This window comes from Enterobacter sp. HSTU-ASh6, assembly GCF_026319105.1.
GTDB lineage: Bacteria > Pseudomonadota > Gammaproteobacteria > Enterobacterales > Enterobacteriaceae > Enterobacter > Enterobacter sichuanensis.
This window is the reverse complement of record NZ_WSPD01000006.1, coordinates 19,043-39,510: the sequence shown is the minus strand read 5'-3', so window position 1 is coordinate 39,510 and position 20,468 is coordinate 19,043. Positions and strand designations below refer to the sequence as shown.

Here is a 20,468-nt window from a genome sequence, read left to right as displayed (position 1 = left end):
AACAAGTGTGATCGGAATCACAATATTTGCTTTTTATAACTCATGCGCCAGGCGTAGCCATTTACTGGTATAATGGCTGGCTTGCGTATCGATGCCGGAATACCCTGTATTCGCATTGAGAGATTTTCATCAAAATCATGTGGTTAGTAATATGAAACATACTGTTGAAGTGATGATCCCGGAAGCCGAGATCAAAGCGCGTATCGCCGAACTGGGTCGTCAAATCACCGAACATTACAAGGACAGCGGCAGCGAAATGGTGCTGGTCGGTCTGTTGCGTGGCTCTTTCATGTTCATGGCAGACCTGTGCCGTGAAGTGCAGGTGCCGCACGAAGTCGATTTTATGACCGCCTCCAGCTACGGCAGCGGCATGTCCACAACCCGTGATGTGAAAATCCTGAAAGATCTGGATGAAGATATTCGTGGCAAAGATGTGTTGATCGTCGAAGACATCATCGACTCCGGCAATACGCTCTCAAAAGTGCGCGAGATCCTTGGCCTGCGTGAGCCAAAATCGCTGGCTATCTGCACCCTGCTGGATAAACCAGACCGCCGTGAAGTGCAGGTGCCGGTCGAGTTTGTGGGTTTCTCTATCCCGGATGAGTTCGTTGTCGGTTACGGCATCGACTATGCGCAGCGTTATCGTCATCTGCCGTATGTTGGGAAAGTGGTATTGCTGGACGAGTAAGTGTGGCCCCGGCCCTCTCCCTGAGGGAGAGGGAGAAAACCCCCGGCTTTATTTATGGTTCACATGCTTAAGCTTGAGGTTGGCAATTCCTGAACGGTAACGCTGCTCCAGCGTTTCCCGGTTGGTGGCGGTGACTTCCAGGTTACGTAGCAGACCATCGTGAATGCCGTACGCCCAGCCGTGGATAGAGACCTTCTGCCCGCGCTTCCATGCTGATTGCATGATCGTCGAGTGGCCCAGGTTATACACCTGCTCCATCACGTTGAGTTCGCAAAGGGTATCCATACGACGTTCCTGCGGCATTTCACCCAGCAGTGAGCTATGTTTGAACCAGATATCACGGATGTGAAGCAGCCAGTTATCAATGAGCCCCAGTTCCGGGTTTTCGACCGCCGCCTGCACGCCGCCGCAGCCGTAGTGGCCGCAAATGATGATGTGCTCAACTTCCAGAACATCAACGGCATATTGCACAACAGAAAGACAGTTGAGATCGGTATGAATCACCAGGTTGGCGACGTTGCGGTGAACAAACAGTTCGCCGGGCTCAAGACCTGTCAGGCGCTCTGCCGGCACCCGGCTGTCGGAACATCCAATCCAGAGAAAGCGTGGGTTCTGCGCTTGCGCGAGCTTTCCAAAAAATCCGGGGTCTTCCTCCACCAGCATTTTTGACCATAGTGCATTGTTGCTGATGAGTGTATCTATGTTGTTCATGGAGGTTAGCGACCTGTAACCGAGTAATTGCGTTGCGCTACTATAGGGTAACCCGACTTTTAATGAAACCACACAACGTGTGTCAGAACCTAAGGTAAGTTTATTTCATGGCGATTGCACTGGAGCTTGAGCAGCTAAAAAAAACCTATCCGGGCGGCGTTCAGGCGCTACGCGGGATAGATCTGAAAGTAGAGGCGGGGGATTTCTACGCGCTTCTGGGGCCGAACGGGGCGGGGAAATCGACCACCATTGGTATCATCAGCTCGCTGGTGAATAAAACGTCCGGCAGGGTGAGCGTCTTTGGCTACGATCTGCAAAAAGATGTGGTGAACGCCAAGCGTCAGCTCGGGCTGGTCCCGCAGGAGTTCAACTTCAACCCGTTTGAGACGGTGCAGCAAATCGTCGTCAACCAGGCGGGTTATTACGGCGTTGAGCGAAAAGAGGCGTTAGCACGCAGTGAAAAATACCTCAAACAGCTCGATCTGTGGGAAAAGCGTAACGAACGTGCGCGTATGCTGTCCGGCGGGATGAAGCGCCGCCTGATGATTGCCCGTGCGCTGATGCACGAGCCAAAACTGCTCATTCTCGACGAACCGACTGCGGGCGTGGATATCGAACTGCGTCGTTCCATGTGGGGCTTTCTGAAAGACCTCAACGACAAAGGCACCACCATTATTTTGACCACCCACTATCTTGAAGAGGCTGAAATGCTGTGCCGCAACATCGGCATCATTCAGCACGGCGAGCTGGTGGAAAATACCTCGATGAAGAATCTGCTCTCCAAGCTCAAATCAGAGACCTTTATTCTCGATCTGGCGGCAAAAAGCCCGCTACCCAAGCTTGAAGGGTACCAGTATCGTCTGGTGGATACCTCGACGCTGGAAGTGGAAGTTTTGCGCGAGCAGGGAATTAACAGCGTGTTCTCGCAACTGAGCGCGCAGGGCATTCAGGTTTTAAGTATGCGTAACAAAGCGAACCGACTGGAAGAGCTGTTTGTCTCTCTGGTGCAGGATAAACAAGGAGACAAGGCATGACGCATCTTTACTGGGTCGCGCTGAAAAGTATCTGGGCGAAAGAGATTAACCGCTTTATGCGCATCTGGGTGCAAACCCTGGTGCCGCCGGTGATCACCATGACCCTCTATTTCATCATCTTCGGTAACCTGATTGGTTCCCGTATTGGTGAAATGCACGGCTTTACCTATATGCAGTTTATCGTGCCGGGCCTGATCATGATGGCGGTGATCACCAACGCCTATGCTAACGTGGCGTCGTCGTTCTTTAGCGCCAAGTTCCAGCGTAATATTGAAGAGCTGCTGGTGGCACCGGTGCCAACGCATGTGATCATTGCGGGTTACGTCGGTGGCGGCGTGGCGCGCGGTTTGTGTGTCGGGATCCTGGTGACGGCCATCTCGCTGTTCTTCGTGCCATTCCAGGTGCACTCCTGGCTGTTTGTGGCCCTGACGCTGCTGCTGACGGCGATCCTCTTCTCGCTGGCCGGTCTGCTGAACGCGGTGTTTGCCAAAACGTTTGACGATATCAGCCTGATCCCGACCTTTGTGCTGACGCCGCTGACCTATCTGGGCGGGGTGTTCTATTCCCTGACGCTGCTGCCGCCATTCTGGCAGGCGCTGTCGCACCTGAACCCGATTGTCTACATGATCAGCGGTTTCCGCTTTGGCTTCCTCGGGATCACCGATGTGCCGCTGTTTACCACGGTCGCGGTGCTGGTGGTGTTCATCATCGCCTTCTACCTGCTGTGCTGGTATCTGATCCAGCGCGGGCGCGGTCTGCGCAGCTAATCTTCCGCCCGGCGACATTCTGTTTGCCGGGCGCTTTTCTTTGACAGTTATCACCGAAAGCTAACCTTCACTCCGCTAAACTACTTGCCTGCTAAGGAGAGAGTTATGCTGGGATGGGTTATCACCTGCCACGATGAACACGCGCAGGATATGCTGGACAAGCTTGAAGCCAGGTTTGGTCCGCTGGTGCAATGTCGGGCAGTCAATTACTGGCGCGGTTTGAGCACTAACATGCTCAGCCGAATGATGTGCGATGCCCTGCATGAAACGGACACCGGTGACGGCGTTATTTTTCTTACCGATAAATCAGGCGCGGCGCCATATCGTGCAGCGGCTCTGTTGAGCCACAAACACGACTGCTGTGAGGTCATCTCGGGAATTAATCTCGCTTTACTCGAGTTAATGTATCCCCGGCGTGAGTCATTGAGCAGCGCAGAATTTCGTGATGCCATCGTGGCGCAGGGCGAACCCGGCGTGACCAGTTTATGGCATCAGCAGCAAAAAAATCCGCCCTTTGTCCTGTTTCACGAACGCGACAACCACTGAGCTTTTTTCTATTCATAATCCATCAAAAAGGTCGCTGCTGCATTGAAATCGCCCGCTTTAATCGCCCCGCCATCGGCTAACAGTTGGGCTGAAAAGTGAAGATTCTCCAGAGATGACCAGTCACTGCTGCGATCAATATCGGTACTGGTTTCACTGTTTGGGATCATCATGCTGGAAGTATCCGTGTTAATGATCCTGACGGCGACCCCTGCCGCGCTCCCGCTACTCAGCCCTAACATGCTGTGATCCGGAGAAACAAAGGCCGATGTCATCTTCACCTTGAGCTTGGGGGTATAACAGCTTGCAAGCGAGATTGAGAAGGGAATAACCGGCGTGTTGTTGTTTTTAATATCATCTATCCAGTAATCACCCAGCGCAACGTTATTACCCGAGACGGTATCACCCTGGGCGACACCAAATGAGCAACTGCTTGCCGGGACCGTAAATTTCAGCGTGCTGGTTGTGGCACTGAAGATAATTTTGGGCTGACTGCTGGTTCCAATTTGGAAATAGGCAATCGTACCGGCGAGTGAGTTTCCGGTATTGATACCTTTCTGCGGTTTAAATTGTGGCGTGATCCAGAGCGTAAATTTGAGCTTCCATTGGCTGTCGGCATCGGCATAGGGAGCCCCACTGCTTTGTGATGGCACCGTATTATCCGTGCCATTTCCTCCCTTCAGATAGAGATCAACCGTTGGATGCGATGAACCACAACCCTCTGATACGTAACACATTAACTCGACAGTGTAGTCAATGCCCGGCACCGTGGTTTTAAGCAGGGCGTTGCCCTCTGGCGTGGTGTATTGCGTATCGAGCAAATTCCCTGCGGCATTCGTAAAGTGGACGGTATTGTCGTAGGGGGTCCAGTTTTTACAGCCTATCGGGTTGCTGGTAATAAACTGGATCACATATGTGGATGTCACATCCAGGCTCGTTGGCGTGGAAACTTTATTTGTCGAGAGGTTAAGAAGCGATGAGCTTCCAGTGGTATAAGTGCCCGCGTTATTGCTTTCGATATAACAGCTTTGATCGGCCAATGCCGGGCGGCACAGCATTCCAAAGGCGGCAAATACCAGAAGCATCACCAGGGCATTGAAAGCACTCTTTTTTATCATAAGTTGAAATCTACGCAGAAAAAGAAAGGAACTGCCGGCATCCGTCCGGACAATTCCTCTCTGGTTTCACTGATAGGTCACCATGAACGTTACCAGGGATGTCACCGCACCAGGCGTAACATCGGCAATGGTTTTTCCATCGGCAATAACAATACGCGCATTCATATCCAGCGAACCGGAACCCGAACTGATCGTCACGTTTTGGGTAGGTTGGGTGGTGCAATTGAGAACGGTGCCGGTATCGGCAAGACCTTTCCAGACTTCGAAAGCCGTTCCGTGTGTTGAACCAAATTTGTCGCTGGATCCGGTAGAACAGCTTGTGCCTGCGCCCGGGGTGGCCTGCACGGTGGCGCTTTTCACCCCCGAACAGTTGCTGAAATTCAGTTTAAAGGCTTCGATACGGCTTTTCGCCGTCAGATCGGACTTGAACACATCGCCAAAATTAATCTCTGTCGATGCATTGCCTGTGGAATCCTGAATTTCTGCGGTACAGGTGCCTGGCACAACATTGGTTTCAAATGTTGCCGTCAGACTGGATGTACCGCTGATCTGTGCCTGTGAGGCGAAGGACAACAGTCCACCGCAAATCGCCATTGTTAAAGCCGTCAGATGTTTACGCATTACTCGCTCCTTTCCCTGTCCCGTTATTCGTAACTGAAGTTAAACGTCGCAATGGCTCTGAATGAGCCCGTTGTGGCCTGATTGGCTACGGTTTCTACCATCGTGGCCACCAGCCCAACTTCTTTTGCGCTGATTTCTGCTGGTGTCCATACCAGCCGTTTACTGTTATCTGTCGAATTGATGACAAAAGGGGCATCCGGAGCAGAGACACGCGCAATAGACAGCCCCGTGTTGGCGGCTCCTCCTGCTGATGAGTCGATGCCGTTCGCGATAGCGGTGTTGACGCTACCTGAAGCGGTACCTGCCACTTCCGTCTTTAATGAAACCAGACTGGAAGGGCACTCGGTGATCACCAGTTTGAAGTTTTCTTTTGCTTCTCCCGTTGCAATCGTATCTACACGGGTATTCCCGTTAGCGCCAATCGTAATGGTATTATTTGTGCCATCACCTGTTCCCCCATCAATTTTAATATCACAGGTTGTTTCCCGGATATTTGCGCTGAAGGTCAGGTCGAGGTTCTCTGCTGCTCTGACGCCGCACGTCGCCGAAAATAAAACAGCAACCAGCGCGGTATGGACGAGAAATCGCTTTTTATCAAAAGCAGTTACGTTATTTTCCATATTTAATGTTTCCTTTGCATAATGCATGTTTGGTTATGGAGGATGGTGGTTAAACCCACCTTCTGTTCATCAGTACCAAAATGATAATTTACTGAGCAGGTTTCATCCTTTCCTGCTCCCCATACTACGGTTAATTTACCTGTTTCATTTACCCCCCTGACATATGCTTGCCCTGCCTGGCCTACGCTTCCAATGATGTCTCCCTTTTCATTCATGACGTCTGCGCCCAGCGGAATAAACCCGCTATCTGAACGCGTTAATTCGAGCACCGCCGAGCGACCCTCATTCGTTTTAAAATCAACCATCACCACCGCGCCATTACGCGGTACCTCCACGGTACTGTTATTTTCAACGGCGACATCCTCCGTTAAGGTACTGGTATCCAGGGTGATCCGATTTTCGCGGTATGCAGAGAGATAAGGCATGACGACATACCCTGAGTCACTGATTTCGCCACGGCTGTTGCTCACATGGGCTCCCTTTGCGCCACTGGCCTTAATGAGCGCCAGCGCGTCATTTTCACCAATGCTGCCGGGCGTGAAGGTGACTCCGCCACCGTGAATAATCGCTCCGCCACTGTAGCTGGCAGAGTACTGTTGGCTGTTTTGTGAATCTGACGACGCGGAAAGGCTAAGAGGGCCATAGTCGCTGTTATAGCTGCCATAGGCGCTCACCTGACTTAAATTTTCAGCGGTGCTTTGGCTATAACTCGTCGTCACACTGTAGTTATAGCGACTGTCTTGCGAAGCACCGTTAGCCGTCATATTGAGGTTATGTGAATGTCTCAGGTCTGAGCTCATTCCCATATTCACGTTGTTAAAACCGGCGAGACTGTTTTTATTTTTTAAGAACGAGTCAAACGGTATGCTGAAATTTAAATAGAGGCTGTTATCTGCTTCGCCAAATGCATCATAGGTCCGTTGCAGAGACACGTTATAACTGCCATAACGAAAATTGTTGCTGTAGCCCATCGCATAACTGGCCGTCTGGTTATTCCCGTTCCACCAGCTTTGCCAGCTGCCGTTAATATAAAGAGATCCATAGTTCTGTTTATTTATGTCCAGCGGCTGGTTCAGGTTTATTTGTAACTGGTTCTTCATTTGCTGAAGGTTTTGTTTTGCTTCGTCCGCACTCTGGCCATCATACTGAATGTGATCCTGCAACTGGGCGGCGTCATCCAGGCTGAGATAGTCCTGCGTTGAAAAGCGCAGCGCTGCGACATTCAGAGACGTATCCGTCTGGTCTACGGTCTTGTTCCAGGAGAGACGGTAGCTCTGGCCTTTCATTGCCGGAATCGTATCAATCTGTGCTGAAGAGCGGGTCACATCAAAGGCAAACGCCCCCAGAGGCGTATTCATGGCGATGCCAGCCAGAGCTGCAGAAAAACCCATATCGGTATATTGCAGCCCGGTATAACCGGTAAAAAGGTTATTGAGGCCATAATAGAGTGTGCCAAACGCCAGTCTGGGTGAGAAATGTAAAGCCTCATCCTGCAACTCACCCACCCCGGCCTCCCAGCGGGCATAGCCTGGCCGTAACATCTGTGTGACGGAGGAGAAGGGAACGGTAAAAGCGTGTTGGCTACCGTCAGCCTCTTCTATGGTTACGGTGAGGTCTTGTCCATAACCGGTGGCATTCAGATCGTTAATCTCAAATGCCCCAGGGGGAACGGTGGTTTCGTAGATTTTATTCCCGCTCTGGGTGACGGTGATTTTGGCATTGGTGTTAGCCGTACCGCGGATCACGGGAGCGTAGCTGGACATTCCGCCAGGTAGCATTCGGTCATCGTTAAACAGACGGCCACCCCGAAGATGGAGGGCATCGAAGGCATCTCCACGTGTCCAGGAATCGCCCATTACCATCTGCGCCTTGAGCGGCGTAATATCCCTTTGCAGATAAATATCCTGGTTATCGTAGCGGGTACCGCTCTGCTGATCCCAGTTCAGGCTTCCGTTTGAGCGCAACCGCCACGGCCCGTAGTTAACACCATAGTGAAGCCCGGCATAGGCGCTGTCGCGCTGCGACTGCTGGCCCTGGTTATGCCAGGCATTCATATCGTAAGACAGCAACCCCGCGGGAATACCCTCGTCCCAAAGTGACGGGTCGATATAGCCCGCCGCGTGTTTCAGCAGAAACAGTTGCGGCAGGCTGACGTTCAGCGCCTGGCTTGTGGTGTCAAAATCAACCGTCGAACCTGGATATAAGGTGGCGATATCCAGGCACGTATCGTCGTTATCGTCGATTTTGAGATGAGAAATATCTACATCCATCTGCTTTAGTATTTTGAGGGGAATACAGGGTGTGGCACGGGCGGTACCGTTATCGGTAAATTCAACATCCGTCACCGCTTTTGTTATGCCGTTAACAACAAGCGTTACGCGATGAATACCGGGCGTAACGGGATTACCTCGGGAAAAACGATGCACATCAATATTCCCGTCAGTAGTAAATAAAAACTGATCGTTAAACTCAATATCATTATTTTCGCCTCCGGTAACAGACGATGCAGCATGTTCTTCTGCGTGTGCATTCAGGGCGGCACACAGCAGAAGAGAGAATAATGCGTATCGGAATGACATATTTCACGGTGAGGCTTATCTGTAATATGTGTTGATTAACGCGTAATGGCGATTTGATGATTTTCAGAACCGCCAAAATCATTAATGGATACAAAATTAAGCATGCCGGAGGTCCCGTTCAGGAGGCCTTTGATTTTCATATTTTCACTGGAGAACGGTTTAACCGAATGGCTCTCAATAGAATACCTTTTCCCCCCGGCACTCAGTTCTGCACTGGCAATCGAAATATTAAAAGGTGAGTCATTTTTTGCTGTTACGACGCTGCTACCTGCGGCAGCGTTCAGAGACCACTTAAGATTTTTTACGGCTTCTGCCGCTGTACCTTTTAATCCCTCCGGGCGGAAAAATAATTTAATGCGGGTACGGAAAGCCACCTGCAAAAGGTTTTTCTTATCCGCCCCTTGCGCTTTGGGTGGGACTTCCAGAACATTAAACCAGTAGAGTGACTCTCGGTCCTGAGGCATATTTTGGCCCAGCCAGGTAATGCGAATCGCCTGGCCTTTATGTGCATCCACACGCGTGACGGGAGGCGTAACAATAAAAGGGAGTTTTAGCTGCTGGGGATTAACGTTATCGCGTCCGTCATCCAGCCACGACTGAACCAGTAAAGGTTTATTGCCTTTGTTCTGCAGGTTGACCGTCACATCTTTTGCCGTGGAAGGATAAACGATACGCGTCCCGGAAATGATAATGTCGGCACAAGCATGAAAGGAAATAAGACCAGCCAATAACAGTGCTGACGCCTTTACAACGTTAAGTTTGATACCTGACATAAAATTCCGCCTCAGTTCTACATATTTATTACATCAATTGTTTTGCTGCTAATTATACTAATGGCAGGTGTTTTGTTATTGGATTTCGTTTTTTTTAGATGTCTGTTAAGTTTAACTAAATGATTTGCGAGCATCTTTTTTTTGCGAGTAAATACAGGGGGTTGTTTTTGTTTGCAGTACCGGTGAAATGAAATAAAAGTGATTTAGAGGTTTTTTTTATTCTCGTTTTAAGAAAGAACTTAGCCAGAGGGACATTAAAGCAGAGTTATGAGAATCATTATGTTACAATGGTGAAAGATGAATGTTGAAGGCTTATAGGGTTCATGTTTATTCGATTTGTCCTGGTCCTGATGATCTTTTCCTGTAGCGCGTCCGCCAGCCTGCTCAGCGACCAAAAGGCAGTAGCACAATACATGCAAACCACGGAAGACGCGGCGATCTGGGCACAGGTTGGAAACGCGGTCGTTAACGTTGGCAACGTGCGTGCGGGACAGATACTGGGCGTGGTTCCTGCCGCTGCAGATTACTACGAATTTCGCTTCGGTTTTGGGACTGGCTTTATCGACAAGGGGCACCTTGAGCCGGTTCAGGGAAAACAGCGCGTCGAGGATAGCCTCGGCGATCTGAATAAACCCCTGAGCAACCAGAACCTTATCACCTGGAAAGACACGCCGGTGTTTAATGCGCCTTCCAGCGGGAGTGCGCCGTTCGGCACATTAAGCGCCAACCTTCGCTATCCGATACTGAACAAGCTGAAAGACCGTCTGAATCAGACCTGGTATCAGATCCGCATCGGCAACCGCCTGGCGTGGGTCAGTAGCCTGGATGCACAGGAAGATAATGGGATCCCGGTTCTGACCTACCATCATATTCTGCGTGATGAAGAGAACACCCGTTTTCGTCATACCTCTACCACGACCAGCGTACGTGCCTTTAACAACCAGATGGCCTGGCTGCGCGATCAGGGATACACCACCCTGACGATGTATCAGCTGGAAGGGTATGTGCGTAACAAACTGAATCTGCCTGCCAAATCGGTGGTGATCACCTTTGACGACGGGCTGAAATCGGTGAGCCGCTATGCGTATCCGGTTCTGAAAGAGTACGGCTTTAACGCCACGGCGTTTATCATTTCGTCACGCATTAAGCGCCATCCGCAGAAGTGGGATCCTAAATCGCTGCAGTTTATGAGCGTTCAGGAGCTGAAGGGTATCCAGGACGTGTTTGATATTCAGTCCCATACGCACTTTCTTCACCGCGTCGATGGTAACAAACATCCGATTTTGCTCAGCCGCAGCTATCACGTGATCCTCTTCGATTTTGAACGCTCGCGCCGGGGGCTGGCGCAGTTCAATCCGCGAGTGTTGTATCTCTCCTATCCGTTTGGGAGCTACGACACGAAAGCGATTAAAGCAGCAAATGACGCCGGTTTTCACCTGGCGGTGACAACGATGAAAGGGAAGGTCAAGCCGGGGGATAATCCGTTCTTACTGAAACGCCTCTATATCTTAAGAACGGATTCGCTGGAGACGATGTCGCGGCTGATCAGCAATCAGCCGCAGGGGTAAATCAGGCAACCTGAACCGGGATCGCTTTCGCGGTGCGTTTCATCTCGTTGTCGCCTTCGAAGTAGGCCACTTTCGGCTGCCAGCGGCGCGCTTCTTCGTCAGACATCATCACGAAGCTGGCGATGATCACAATGTCGCCCACGTCCGCGCAGTGCGCAGCCGCGCCGTTCACGGAGATGATCTTTGACCCGCGCTCGGCGGCAATGGCATAGGTAGAGAAACGCTTGCCGTTGTTCACGTTCCAGATATCAATGGCTTCGTTTTCGAGAATACCCGCCGCGTCGAGAAAATCCTGATCGATCGCGCAGGAGCCTTCATAGTGCAGGTCGGCCTGGGTGACTTTCACACGGTGAAGCTTACCTTGCAGCATTTTGCGAATCATTACGTTTACCTTTCATTTTCCGGGTAGAAAAACTACGCCAGTTCAACCACTTTGTTGTCGATGAGGCGGGCCTGGCCAAGCCATGCCGCCACCAGAATGACCGCGCGTTTGCTGGTCTCTGCAAGCGCCAGAAGCGTGTCGGCATCGCGGATTTGAATATCGTCAGCGCGGAAGCCTTTGTCGTTCAGCGCCTGTTCAGCCAGAGCAATAATCTCTTCGGCGGTTAACTCTTTCGCCAGAAGCTGATCCGCCATGGTGTTCATGACTTTGCTTAATCCCGGGGCGATCTTACGCTGCTCTGCGGTCAGGTAGCCGTTACGGGAGCTGAGCGCCAGACCGTCTTTAGCGCGCACAATCGGCACGCCCACGATCTCGATATCATAGCCCATGTCGGCCACCATCTTGCGAATGAGCGCGAGCTGCTGGAAATCTTTCTCACCAAAGCAGGCAACGTCAGGCTGCACCAGGTTGAACAGCTTGCTGACGATGGTCGATACGCCACGGAAATGGCCCGGGCGGCTTGCGCCTTCGAGCATGGTGGAGATACCCGGTACGTCAACGTAGGTTGCCTCTTCCGTACCCTGTGGATATACGTCCGCCGGTGCCGGCGCGAAGACGATGTCCGCATGGCGTTTTTTCAGCTTCTCGCAGTCTTCCTGCAGGGTGCGCGGATAGCGTGCCAGGTCGTCGGCCCGGTCAAACTGCATTGGGTTAACGAAGATACTGACCACCACGATATCTGCACGGGCTCTCGCTTCGTCGACCAGCTTCATATGGCCATCATGCAGGTTGCCCATGGTCGGGACCAGTGCAATACGTTTACCTTCCTGACGCGCGCGACGGATATGCTGGCGAAGCAGCGGCAGGGTTTCAATGATTAGCACAACGAGACTCCTTAATGGAAACTGTGTTCTTCACCCGGGTAAACACCGGATTCAACGTCGGCAATATACTGCCTGACCGCGGCGCGCATGTCGCCCGCTTCCGCGAGGAAATTTTTGGCAAATTTCGGGATATGCCCACCGGTGATGCCAAAGGCGTCATGCATCACCAGAATCTGACCATCGGTCACGTTGCCCGCGCCAATACCAATCACCGGAATCGACAGCGCGTCGGTAATGCGTTTCGCCAGTTCAACCGGCACGCACTCCAGAACCAACAGCTGAGCGCCTGCAGCTTCCAGCGCCAGGGCATCCTCAAACAGCGTCTGGGCTGCATCGCCACGGCCTTGTACCTTATACCCGCCAAAGATATTCACGGATTGCGGCGTCAGGCCAAGATGACCGCATACCGGCACGGCGCGCTCGGTGAGCATTTTCACCGTCTCCACCAGCCAGGCGCCGCCTTCAATTTTGACCATATTCGCCCCGGCACGCATGACCGTTGCCGCATTGTCGAATGCCTGCTCTGGTGTGGCGTAGGCCATAAACGGCAGGTCGGAAAGCAGCAGGCAGGCCGGTGCGCCACGACGCACGGCGCGGGTGTGGTAAGCAATATCCTCAACCGTCACCGGAAGGGTGGAATCATGTCCTTGTACCGTCATCCCTAACGAATCTCCGACCAGCATGACGTTGATACCCTCTTCGGCAAACAGTTTGGCGAAGCTGTAGTCATACGCGGTGATGGTGGCGAAGCGTTTTTTTTCCTGTTTGCATTTCTGCAGTAAGGAGATGGTGGTTGGTTTCATACTGTTTCCTGATAGCCCAAAGCGAATCTTTGCGCATTCTAACAGTAACATTCGGGGGAACAATGATTTTAGGTCGTCGATTAGCCACATTTATTTTGTGGCTAACAGGCTTACCAGCGAGCGGGTCTTTCCGCGTGGAGGTTGTCCAGAATGTCCCTGAGCGGAATGCCGTCGGGGAAGGTGAGATCGGGCGCGACTTCAAACAGCGGCCACAGCATAAACCCGCGATTTTTCATATCGTAATGCGGAACGGTGAGGCGGTCGGTATTAATGACGTCATGACCAAACAGCATAATGTCGAGATCCAGCGTGCGCGGTCCCCAGCGTTCGGCTTTGCGTACACGACCCTGCTGCAGCTCGATGCGCTGAGTGTTATCCAGCAACGTTTCGGCGTCCAGAGCGGTTTCCAGTACCACGGCGGCGTTCAGGTAATCCGGCTGATCCTGCGGTCCCAGCGGTGGCGTGCGGTAGAAAGAGGAGACCGCCACGATCCTGCTTTGCGGGATCTCCCCCAGCGCCTGAACGGCAGCATTCACCTGCTCCAGCGGAGAGGCTAAATTGCTGCCGATAGCGATATACGCGAGGGTCATGCCGTGCCTTCGCGACGCGGGGCGCGTTTGCGCGGACGACGGTGGCGGCGACGCGGGGCCGGCTCTTCATCAAGGCCGGTGAGCATATCTTTCTGCTCCGGCGGCGCGGAGACCTGGAACTCGGCCCACCACTGTGCCAGACGCTGCAGCTCCTGATTGCGTTCCACTTCAGCGCGCAGTGACAGCAGATCAAACGCCGCGCGGAACTTAGGATGCTCCATCAGCTTCCAGGCGCGTTTGCCCTGGCGACGGGACATTCGCAGCTGAAGCTGCCAGATATCGCGCACCAGGGTGGTAATACGTTTCGGAATAGCCAGCGTACGGCAGCCCTCGTCCAGCACGTCGTTTGCGGCCAGCGCGAAAGCATCGTAATAGGCGAGACCGCTCTCCTGGGTAATTCGCTGGGCCGTTTCCAGCAGCGGATACCAGAACATCGCCGTGAACAGGAACGCCGGGTTCACGCGCATGTCGTTGCGGATACGGGTGTCGGTATTCTTCAGTACCTGGGCAATCATCCGCTCCATTGGGCTATCACCGTTTTCGGTGAAGTAGCGGGTAATGGTCGGGAACAGCGGCTGGAACAGGTTGTATTCACGCAGCAGATTATAGGTTTCAAAGCCGTAACCGGCCTGCAGCAGCTTTAGCGCCTCTTCAAACAGGCGGGCTGGCGGCACGTCGTTGATCAGCGTCGCCAGACGCGGAATAGGCTCGGCCGTTTCCGGGCTGATGCGCATATTCAGCTTGGCGGCGAAGCGCACGGCGCGCAGCATACGCACGGGATCTTCACGATAGCGCGTTTCCGGCGTGCCAATCAGACGGATCAGACCTTCTTGCAGGTCCTGCATGCCGCCGACGTAATCGCGCACGGTGAAATCTGCCACGCTGTAATAAAGGCTGTTGATGGTGAAGTCGCGACGCTGGGCATCTTCTTCGATAGAGCCGAAGATATTATCGCGCAGCAGCATGCCATTCTGGCCACGCTGCGACGTGGTGCGATCGGACGCGCCTGCTTCATGGTGCCCGCGGAAGGTCGCCACTTCGATGATCTCGGGCCCAAACATCACGTGAGCCAGACGGAAACGGCGACCGACAAGACGGCAGTTACGGAATAATTTGCGCACCTGCTCAGGCGTGGCGCTGGTCGTCACGTCGAAATCTTTCGGTTTTTTGCCCAGCAGTAAATCACGTACTCCACCGCCGACGAGATAGGCCTCGTAGCCCGCTTTATTCAGACGATAGAGCACCTTGAGGGCATTTTCACTGATATCTTTGCGGGAAATAGTGTGCTGCTCACGCGGAATAACCGACATGTGTGGCTGCGCAATAGCATCGTTCGCCATGCTCTCTTCGCGGCTTAGCACTTTACGGCAAAAATTAGCGACTCGGGTAAAAATGGTACACCTCGTAGTGTGTTTTGTTATGAAAAAAGCGGCTAATCATAGCTCAGCGCAACGCATTTGAGAATGCTGGATTTTTGGCACATCCCTGAGCGTCCAGTTGGTGACGGCCATTTTCAGCAGTTCGTCAGTACGCAGATCCTGCCATTCGTTGGTTACATTCTGGTTGAGAAATCGCAGCGCGTCGATCAAAACAGGCCGCGGATCGCCGTCTGGCAGGGCAGGGGCGTGATTCTGCTTTGACAGCTTACAGCCCTGCTCGTTGACCGCCAGCGGCAGATGAATGTAATCCGGTGCCGTCCAGCCAAACTGGTGATAAAGCGAGATTTGTCGCACGGTAGGCTCGACCAGATCCGCCCCGCGCACAATTTCCGTTACGCCCTGAAAATGATCGTCCACCACCACGGCCAGGTTATAGGCGAACAGGCCATCACGACGGTGAATAATAAAATCCTCGGCGGCAAGACGCGCATCGGCGAAGATCTCACCGGAGAGTAAATCGTTAAACCGCGTCACCGGGGCGCGCTGCCTGATGCGCACGGCGGCATTTTCCGGCGGAAGGTTACGCGTGCGGCAGTGGCCGTCATAGACGCCTCCCACGCTCTGGATACGCGCGCGGGTGCAGGTGCAGTTATAGGAAAGCCCCTGAGCGCTTAGCCAGGCCAGGCGTTCGCGATAAGCGTCGTGACGTGTTGACTGCCAGAGAACCTCGTCATCCCAGTGAAGACCGTAATGTTCCAGCTGACGCAGAATGGTTTCTGCTGCACCGGGAACTTCACGCGGTGGGTCAATATCTTCAATGCGAACGAGCCATTTGCCCTGGCTGGCGCGAGCCTGCAGGTAGCTGCCGAGCGCGGCAATTAATGAGCCGAAGTGTAATTCACCGGAGGGAGATGGCGCGAAGCGCCCAATATAGTGTGATTCAGACATATCAACAGTAACAAGGCGGGAGAGACTCCCGCCTTTGGAGTGTGTAAACAGCGCTGGTATTAACCGGCCATCTGTTTTTCGCGGATTTCGGCCAGCGTTTTACAGTCGATGCACAGATCGGCGGTTGGACGCGCTTCCAGGCGACGAATACCAATTTCAACACCGCAGGATTCGCAGTAGCCAAAATCTTCGTCTTCGACTTTTTTCAGCGTTTTCTCGATCTTTTTGATCAGTTTGCGTTCGCGGTCACGGTTACGCAGTTCGAGGCTGAACTCTTCTTCCTGAGCGGCACGGTCTACCGGATCCGGGAAGTTAGCAGCTTCATCCTGCATATGAGTAACGGTGCGATCGACTTCATCCCTGAGTTGATTACGCCATGCTTCAAGAATACGCTTGAAGTGCGACAGCTGGGCTTCGTTCATATACTCTTCGCCCGGCTTCTCTTGATACGGCTCCACCCCAGCGATGGCGAGAATACTCAGGGACGATGTTTTACGGTTTTGCCCTTCTTGCATGTTGCTTCTCCTTAACACGCACTATCGATCCCCGTGTTGGGGGAAAAATCAGGTCGCTATAAATAGCAGATGCTTTTCCGTATGGCAATTATCTAAACGTAACACTTGACAAGCCTGTGAGGAAAAGCGTATTTGCGCACGCGGCCAGAACAATTAATCATCAATCGCCTAATCCCTTATAAGACAATGGGAAGAGAGGATCTCAGAGTCATATTATCGGCAGAAAGTTCCGCTTTATAAGCTAAAACCTCTACCCCCTGCTTTTGTGCCTCATTCAACAATTGCGCGTATTTAGGATCAATATGGCGGGCAGGGGAGAACCGTTCAATGGCTGAATGCAATACCGCAAACAGCAACACGGCGCGTTTGCCCGCCGCCGCAACACTCATTAGCTCTCGCAGATGCTTCTGGCCACGTAGCGTTACCGCATCCGGGAAGTAGCCATTTTCCTGTTCCGCTAACGTCACTGATTTTACTTCAATATAGCACTCAGGCCTGTCTTCCGCCTGTAACATGAAGTCAATTCTGCTGCTTTCATCGCCATACTTCACTTCGCTTTTATGCGTGCCATAACCCACCAGTTCGGGAAGGGTTCCCAGGGTCAGCGCTTCCTTTACCAGCTGATTGGCGCGCAGGGTATTCACACAAATAAATGCCCCATTTTGCGTTTCAGTCATTTCCCAGGTATGGGCATATTTGCGTTTCGTATTTTCTGACGTGGAATACCAGACCGTGTCACCCGGCGTCGCGCACCCCGTCATGGCACCCGTATTGGGGCAATGCAGGGTGAGCGCTACGCCTTCAGGCGTGATCACGTCGGCAAGGAAGCGTTTGTAGCGCTGGACAAGCGTGGCATGCTGCAGGGGAGGACTAAACTTCATCAGAATTCCTTTCGGTGTTGCCCAGCGGCCAGCGCTGGAGCGGCGTATAGCGGGTGCGTCCCTGTGCAAAGACGGATTCGTAAAGCGCGAATTCATTGACCGGAAAAGCCCAGTGAAAACCCGGCGGCGGGATGGCAACGGCCTGGCCGGCATCGCGCAGCAAGGTGATATGCGGATGAAACGGCTGCGGACTCTGATAACAGCCGCTCCGCGCCGCCTGTGCGCGCAGCATATTCGCCAGTTGCAATAACCCGCGCGGCGGCTGGCGCGTCCCCAGCCAGAGCACGCGCGAACGCAGCCACTGACCCGCGTCGTCGAGGTGCAGCGTAAATGCCGGCTGGGTAATGCGCCCGGCCATGGCGGTTAATGCCCGCTGTTTTTCGGCGCTGACGTCCCCCAGAAAGGCCAGCGTCAGGTGCAGGTTAGCCGCTGCGACAGGGCGGCCTGCTTCCGGCGGGAAGTGTTCAGCGCGCCAGCGTACAATTTGACGCTGCAGGGGGGCGGGCAATTCAATGGCAAAAAACAGCCGTTTCGACTCAGGCATAAGGGGGACTCGGTAATGATATGCGCCGATGCTACAATGTACGCCGACTAATGTTAACCCTCTGGAGCTGTTCGTGTCCTCATTGCCGGTCGCCGTCGTCCTTCCTGAGCTTCTCGCTGCCTTACACCATGCCCCTCAGGTTTTGCTTAACGCGCCTACGGGCGCCGGTAAGTCGACCTGGCTGCCGCTACAGATCCTGAAAGACGGGAACATCAGCGGGAAAATTATCCTGCTGGAGCCGCGCAGGCTGGCCGCACGCAACGTGGCGCAGCGCCTGGCGGAACTGCTGGACGAAAAAACAGGGGAGACGGTGGGGTACCGCATGCGCGCCGAAACCTGCGTGGGGCCGTCCACGCGGCTTGAGGTGGTGACCGAAGGGATCCTCACCCGCATGCTGCAAAACGATCCGGAGCTGACCGACGTCGGGCTGGTGATCCTGGATGAATTCCACGAGCGCAGCCTGCAGGCGGATCTGGCCCTGGCGCTCTTGCTGGACGTGCAGCAGGGGCTGCGCGACGATCTTCGGCTGCTCATCATGTCGGCGACGCTGGATAATGAGCGGCTGCAGCAGGCGTTGCCGCACGCGCCGGTCATTAGCTCGGAGGGACGCGCATTCCCGGTCGAGCGGCGCTACCAGCCGCTGCCAGCGCATCAGCGTTTTGACGAGGCCGTGGCCATTGCAACCGCAGAGCTGCTGCGTCAGGAACCCGGCTCGCTGCTGCTGTTCTTACCCGGCGTGGGCGAGATCCAGCGCGTGCAGGAACAGCTGACCTCCCGCGTAAGCAGCGATGTCCTGCTGTGCCCGCTCTACGGTGCGCTGTCGCTGGCCGAACAGCGTAAAGCGATCCTGCCCGCGCCTGCGGGTCAGCGTAAGGTGGTGCTGGCGACCAATATCGCTGAAACCAGTTTGACCATTGAAGGGATTCGCCTGGTGGTGGACAGCGCCCAGGAGAGAGTGGCCAGTTTTGACCCGCGTACCGGGCTGACTAAGCTCCTGACGCAGCGTATTAGCCAGGCGTCGATGGTACAGCGCGCGGGCCGTGCGGGACGTCTTAAGCCGGGTATCTGCCTGCATCTGACCAGCGCGGAGCAGGCTGAACGCGCGGCACAACAAAGTACGCCGGAAATTTTACAAAGCGATCTGTCCGGGCTGGTGATGGAACTGCTGCAATGGGGCTGCCGTGACCCCGCCCAGCTGACCTGGCTTAATCCTCTGCCAGCCGTGAACCTTGCCGCTGCGCGGGCTTTACTGACTCAGCTTGGCGCCCTGGACGGTGAGCGGTTGTCCTCCCGCGGGCAAAAAATGGCCGCGCTGGGGAACGAGCCCCGGCTGGCCGCCATGCTGGTGGCGGCAAAGGGGGATGATGAAATCGCTACGGCTGCGAAACTGTCCGCTATCCTTGAGGAGCCGCCACGCGGAGGCAGCTGCGATCTGGCCCAGGCCTTTTCGCGCAATCAGGGAAACTGGCAGCAGCGGGCGCAGCAGCTGTGTAAGCGGCTTAACAGCCGCAGCGGCGTGCCAGACAGTGAGAGTCTCCCACGGCTTCTGGCGCAGGCTTTTCCGGACCGGATTGCCCGTCGGCGCGGGCTGGATGGTCGCTACCAACTGGCAAACGGTATGGGCGCGATGCTGGACAGCGATGACGCCCTGACGCGCCATGAGTGGCTGATCGCACCGCTGTTGCTGCAGGGAAGCCACTCCCCGGATGCGCGGATTTTGCAGGCCATTGCCGTGGATATCGACACCCTGACCCGCGCGTGCCCGCAGCTGCTCCAGCAGTCCGACATCGTCGAGTGGGATGATGCGCAGGGTACGCTGAAGGCATTTCGTCGCAGTCAGATAGGTAAACTGACCCTCGGGACGAAGCCGCTGGCGAAGCCGTCGGAAGAGGAACTGCATCTGGCGATGCTGAACGGCATTCGGGAAAAAGGATTAGGTGTTCTGAACTGGACACCGGAGGCCGAACAGTACCGTATTCGTCTGCACTGCGCCGCGCGCTGGCTGCCAGAATATGCCTGGCCGGCGGTGGATGATGACACGTTGCTTGCATCGCTGGAAACCTGGCTACTGCCGCAAATGAGCGGTGTACACTCGCTTCGGGCGCTGAAAGCGCTTGATGTTAAGGTCGCGTTACAGAATTTACTCGACTGGTCGTTACGTCAACGTCTGGATAGTGAACTGCCAGGGCATTACACTGTGCCGACCGGCAGCCGGATTGCCATTCGTTATCACGAGGATAATCCGCCGGCGCTGGCGGTACGGATGCAGGAGATGTTTGGGGAGGCGACCACGCCGTCCATCGCCGAAGGACGTGTTCCGGTGGTGCTTGAACTGTTGTCGCCCGCGCATCGTCCGCTGCAGATCACCCGCGATCTGGGGGCGTTCTGGGCGGGGAGCTACCGTGAAGTGCAAAAAGAGATGAAGGGGCGCTACCCTAAACACGTCTGGCCTGACGATCCAGCGAATACGGCGCCGACGCGGCGGACGAAGAAGTATTCGTGATGCAGGGGAAAGAGGGG

The 20,468-nt window shown here is 54.1% G+C and carries 21 protein-coding genes; 6 read left to right on the top strand and 15 right to left on the bottom strand.

Features of this window, described 5'->3' with window-relative positions; translation table 11 throughout:
- The first annotated feature begins 151 nt into the window (after nucleotides 1-151).
- Nucleotides 152-688, top strand: a complete 537-nt coding sequence (hpt, locus tag GM298_RS08990; protein ID WP_025756787.1) for a hypoxanthine phosphoribosyltransferase — start codon at nucleotides 152-154, stop codon at nucleotides 686-688.
- A 48-nt stretch (nucleotides 689-736) separates the two neighbouring features.
- Here the strand turns inward: hpt and can are convergent, their stop codons facing one another.
- Nucleotides 737-1,399, bottom strand: coding sequence for a carbonate dehydratase (can, locus tag GM298_RS08985; protein ID WP_013095615.1), 663 nt, complete (start codon nucleotides 1,397-1,399; stop codon nucleotides 737-739).
- A gap of 107 nt (nucleotides 1,400-1,506) precedes the next feature.
- Between can and GM298_RS08980 the strand changes: the two genes are divergently transcribed.
- The 3 genes from GM298_RS08980 to GM298_RS08970 all read left to right on the top strand — a co-directional run bounded on the left by GM298_RS08980 (nucleotide 1,507) and on the right by GM298_RS08970 (nucleotide 3,746).
- The gene (locus GM298_RS08980; protein ID WP_045285856.1) at nucleotides 1,507-2,433 is read left to right on the top strand and encodes an ABC transporter ATP-binding protein; all 927 of its coding nucleotides are present in this window, start codon (nucleotides 1,507-1,509) and stop codon (nucleotides 2,431-2,433) included.
- The gene (locus tag GM298_RS08975; protein ID WP_023334536.1) at nucleotides 2,430-3,200 is read left to right on the top strand and encodes an ABC transporter permease; all 771 of its coding nucleotides are present in this window, start codon (nucleotides 2,430-2,432) and stop codon (nucleotides 3,198-3,200) included. Before GM298_RS08980 ends, GM298_RS08975 begins: the two co-directional genes overlap by 4 nt.
- A gap of 105 nt (nucleotides 3,201-3,305) precedes the next feature.
- Nucleotides 3,306-3,746: a PTS sugar transporter subunit IIA gene (locus GM298_RS08970; RefSeq protein WP_025756789.1), complete on the top strand. Its 441-nt coding sequence runs from the start codon at nucleotides 3,306-3,308 to the stop codon at nucleotides 3,744-3,746.
- Between the two features lie 8 nt (nucleotides 3,747-3,754).
- On the opposite strand, the gene GM298_RS08965 is transcribed toward GM298_RS08970, so the two are convergent.
- The 5 genes from GM298_RS08965 to GM298_RS08945 all read right to left on the bottom strand — a co-directional run bounded on the left by GM298_RS08965 (nucleotide 3,755) and on the right by GM298_RS08945 (nucleotide 9,454).
- Complete coding sequence (locus GM298_RS08965; protein ID WP_128338886.1) at nucleotides 3,755-4,861, bottom strand: fimbrial protein; 1,107 nt, start codon at nucleotides 4,859-4,861, stop codon at nucleotides 3,755-3,757.
- Nucleotides 4,862-4,927: 66 nt separating this feature from the next.
- Nucleotides 4,928-5,482: a fimbrial protein gene (locus GM298_RS08960; RefSeq protein WP_025756791.1), complete on the bottom strand. Its 555-nt coding sequence runs from the start codon at nucleotides 5,480-5,482 to the stop codon at nucleotides 4,928-4,930.
- A gap of 23 nt (nucleotides 5,483-5,505) precedes the next feature.
- Nucleotides 5,506-6,102, bottom strand: coding sequence for a fimbrial protein (locus GM298_RS08955; RefSeq protein WP_266153984.1), 597 nt, complete (start codon nucleotides 6,100-6,102; stop codon nucleotides 5,506-5,508).
- A 2-nt stretch (nucleotides 6,103-6,104) separates the two neighbouring features.
- Nucleotides 6,105-8,681 (bottom strand): outer membrane usher protein, encoded by a 2,577-nt coding sequence (locus GM298_RS08950; RefSeq protein ID WP_266153983.1) that lies wholly within the window; start codon nucleotides 8,679-8,681, stop codon nucleotides 6,105-6,107.
- A gap of 35 nt (nucleotides 8,682-8,716) precedes the next feature.
- Nucleotides 8,717-9,454 (bottom strand): fimbrial chaperone, encoded by a 738-nt coding sequence (locus tag GM298_RS08945; protein ID WP_045285860.1) that lies wholly within the window; start codon nucleotides 9,452-9,454, stop codon nucleotides 8,717-8,719.
- Between the two features lie 323 nt (nucleotides 9,455-9,777).
- On the opposite strand from GM298_RS08945, the gene GM298_RS08940 reads away from it, so the two are divergent.
- Nucleotides 9,778-11,022: a polysaccharide deacetylase family protein gene (locus tag GM298_RS08940; RefSeq protein ID WP_025756794.1), complete on the top strand. Its 1,245-nt coding sequence runs from the start codon at nucleotides 9,778-9,780 to the stop codon at nucleotides 11,020-11,022.
- Nucleotide 11,023: 1 nt separating this feature from the next.
- On the opposite strand, the gene panD is transcribed toward GM298_RS08940, so the two are convergent.
- From panD to thpR, 9 genes are all read right to left on the bottom strand, one after another.
- A complete protein-coding gene (gene panD / locus GM298_RS08935; RefSeq protein WP_003856284.1) occupies nucleotides 11,024-11,404 on the bottom strand; it encodes an aspartate 1-decarboxylase in 381 nt (126 codons plus the stop codon).
- Between the two features lie 32 nt (nucleotides 11,405-11,436).
- Nucleotides 11,437-12,288: a pantoate--beta-alanine ligase gene (gene panC, locus GM298_RS08930; RefSeq protein ID WP_126800512.1), complete on the bottom strand. Its 852-nt coding sequence runs from the start codon at nucleotides 12,286-12,288 to the stop codon at nucleotides 11,437-11,439.
- Nucleotides 12,289-12,299: 11 nt separating this feature from the next.
- Nucleotides 12,300-13,091 (bottom strand): 3-methyl-2-oxobutanoate hydroxymethyltransferase, encoded by a 792-nt coding sequence (gene panB, locus GM298_RS08925; protein ID WP_025756796.1) that lies wholly within the window; start codon nucleotides 13,089-13,091, stop codon nucleotides 12,300-12,302.
- Nucleotides 13,092-13,201: 110 nt separating this feature from the next.
- A complete protein-coding gene (gene folK / locus GM298_RS08920; protein WP_025756797.1) occupies nucleotides 13,202-13,681 on the bottom strand; it encodes a 2-amino-4-hydroxy-6-hydroxymethyldihydropteridine diphosphokinase in 480 nt (159 codons plus the stop codon).
- Nucleotides 13,678-15,075 carry a polynucleotide adenylyltransferase PcnB gene (gene pcnB / locus GM298_RS08915; RefSeq protein WP_266154060.1) on the bottom strand — a complete coding sequence of 466 codons (1,398 nt, stop codon included), beginning with the start codon at nucleotides 15,073-15,075 and terminating at the stop codon, nucleotides 13,678-13,680. Before pcnB ends, folK begins: the two co-directional genes overlap by 4 nt.
- A gap of 42 nt (nucleotides 15,076-15,117) precedes the next feature.
- Entirely contained in the window at nucleotides 15,118-16,008 is an 891-nt protein-coding gene (gluQRS, locus tag GM298_RS08910; protein ID WP_252087740.1) for a tRNA glutamyl-Q(34) synthetase GluQRS, read from the bottom strand.
- Nucleotides 16,009-16,067: 59 nt separating this feature from the next.
- Entirely contained in the window at nucleotides 16,068-16,523 is a 456-nt protein-coding gene (dksA, locus tag GM298_RS08905) for an RNA polymerase-binding protein DksA (protein ID WP_001155232.1), read from the bottom strand.
- Between the two features lie 176 nt (nucleotides 16,524-16,699).
- Nucleotides 16,700-17,404, bottom strand: a complete 705-nt coding sequence (gene sfsA / locus GM298_RS08900) for a DNA/RNA nuclease SfsA (RefSeq protein ID WP_025756800.1) — start codon at nucleotides 17,402-17,404, stop codon at nucleotides 16,700-16,702.
- The gene (thpR, locus tag GM298_RS08895) at nucleotides 17,394-17,948 is read right to left on the bottom strand and encodes an RNA 2',3'-cyclic phosphodiesterase (RefSeq protein ID WP_266153978.1); all 555 of its coding nucleotides are present in this window, start codon (nucleotides 17,946-17,948) and stop codon (nucleotides 17,394-17,396) included. Before thpR ends, sfsA begins: the two co-directional genes overlap by 11 nt.
- Nucleotides 17,949-18,021: 73 nt before the next feature.
- Between thpR and hrpB the strand changes: the two genes are divergently transcribed.
- Nucleotides 18,022-20,451: an ATP-dependent helicase HrpB gene (gene hrpB, locus GM298_RS08890; RefSeq protein ID WP_266153977.1), complete on the top strand. Its 2,430-nt coding sequence runs from the start codon at nucleotides 18,022-18,024 to the stop codon at nucleotides 20,449-20,451.
- Nucleotides 20,452-20,468: the final 17 nt, after the last annotated feature.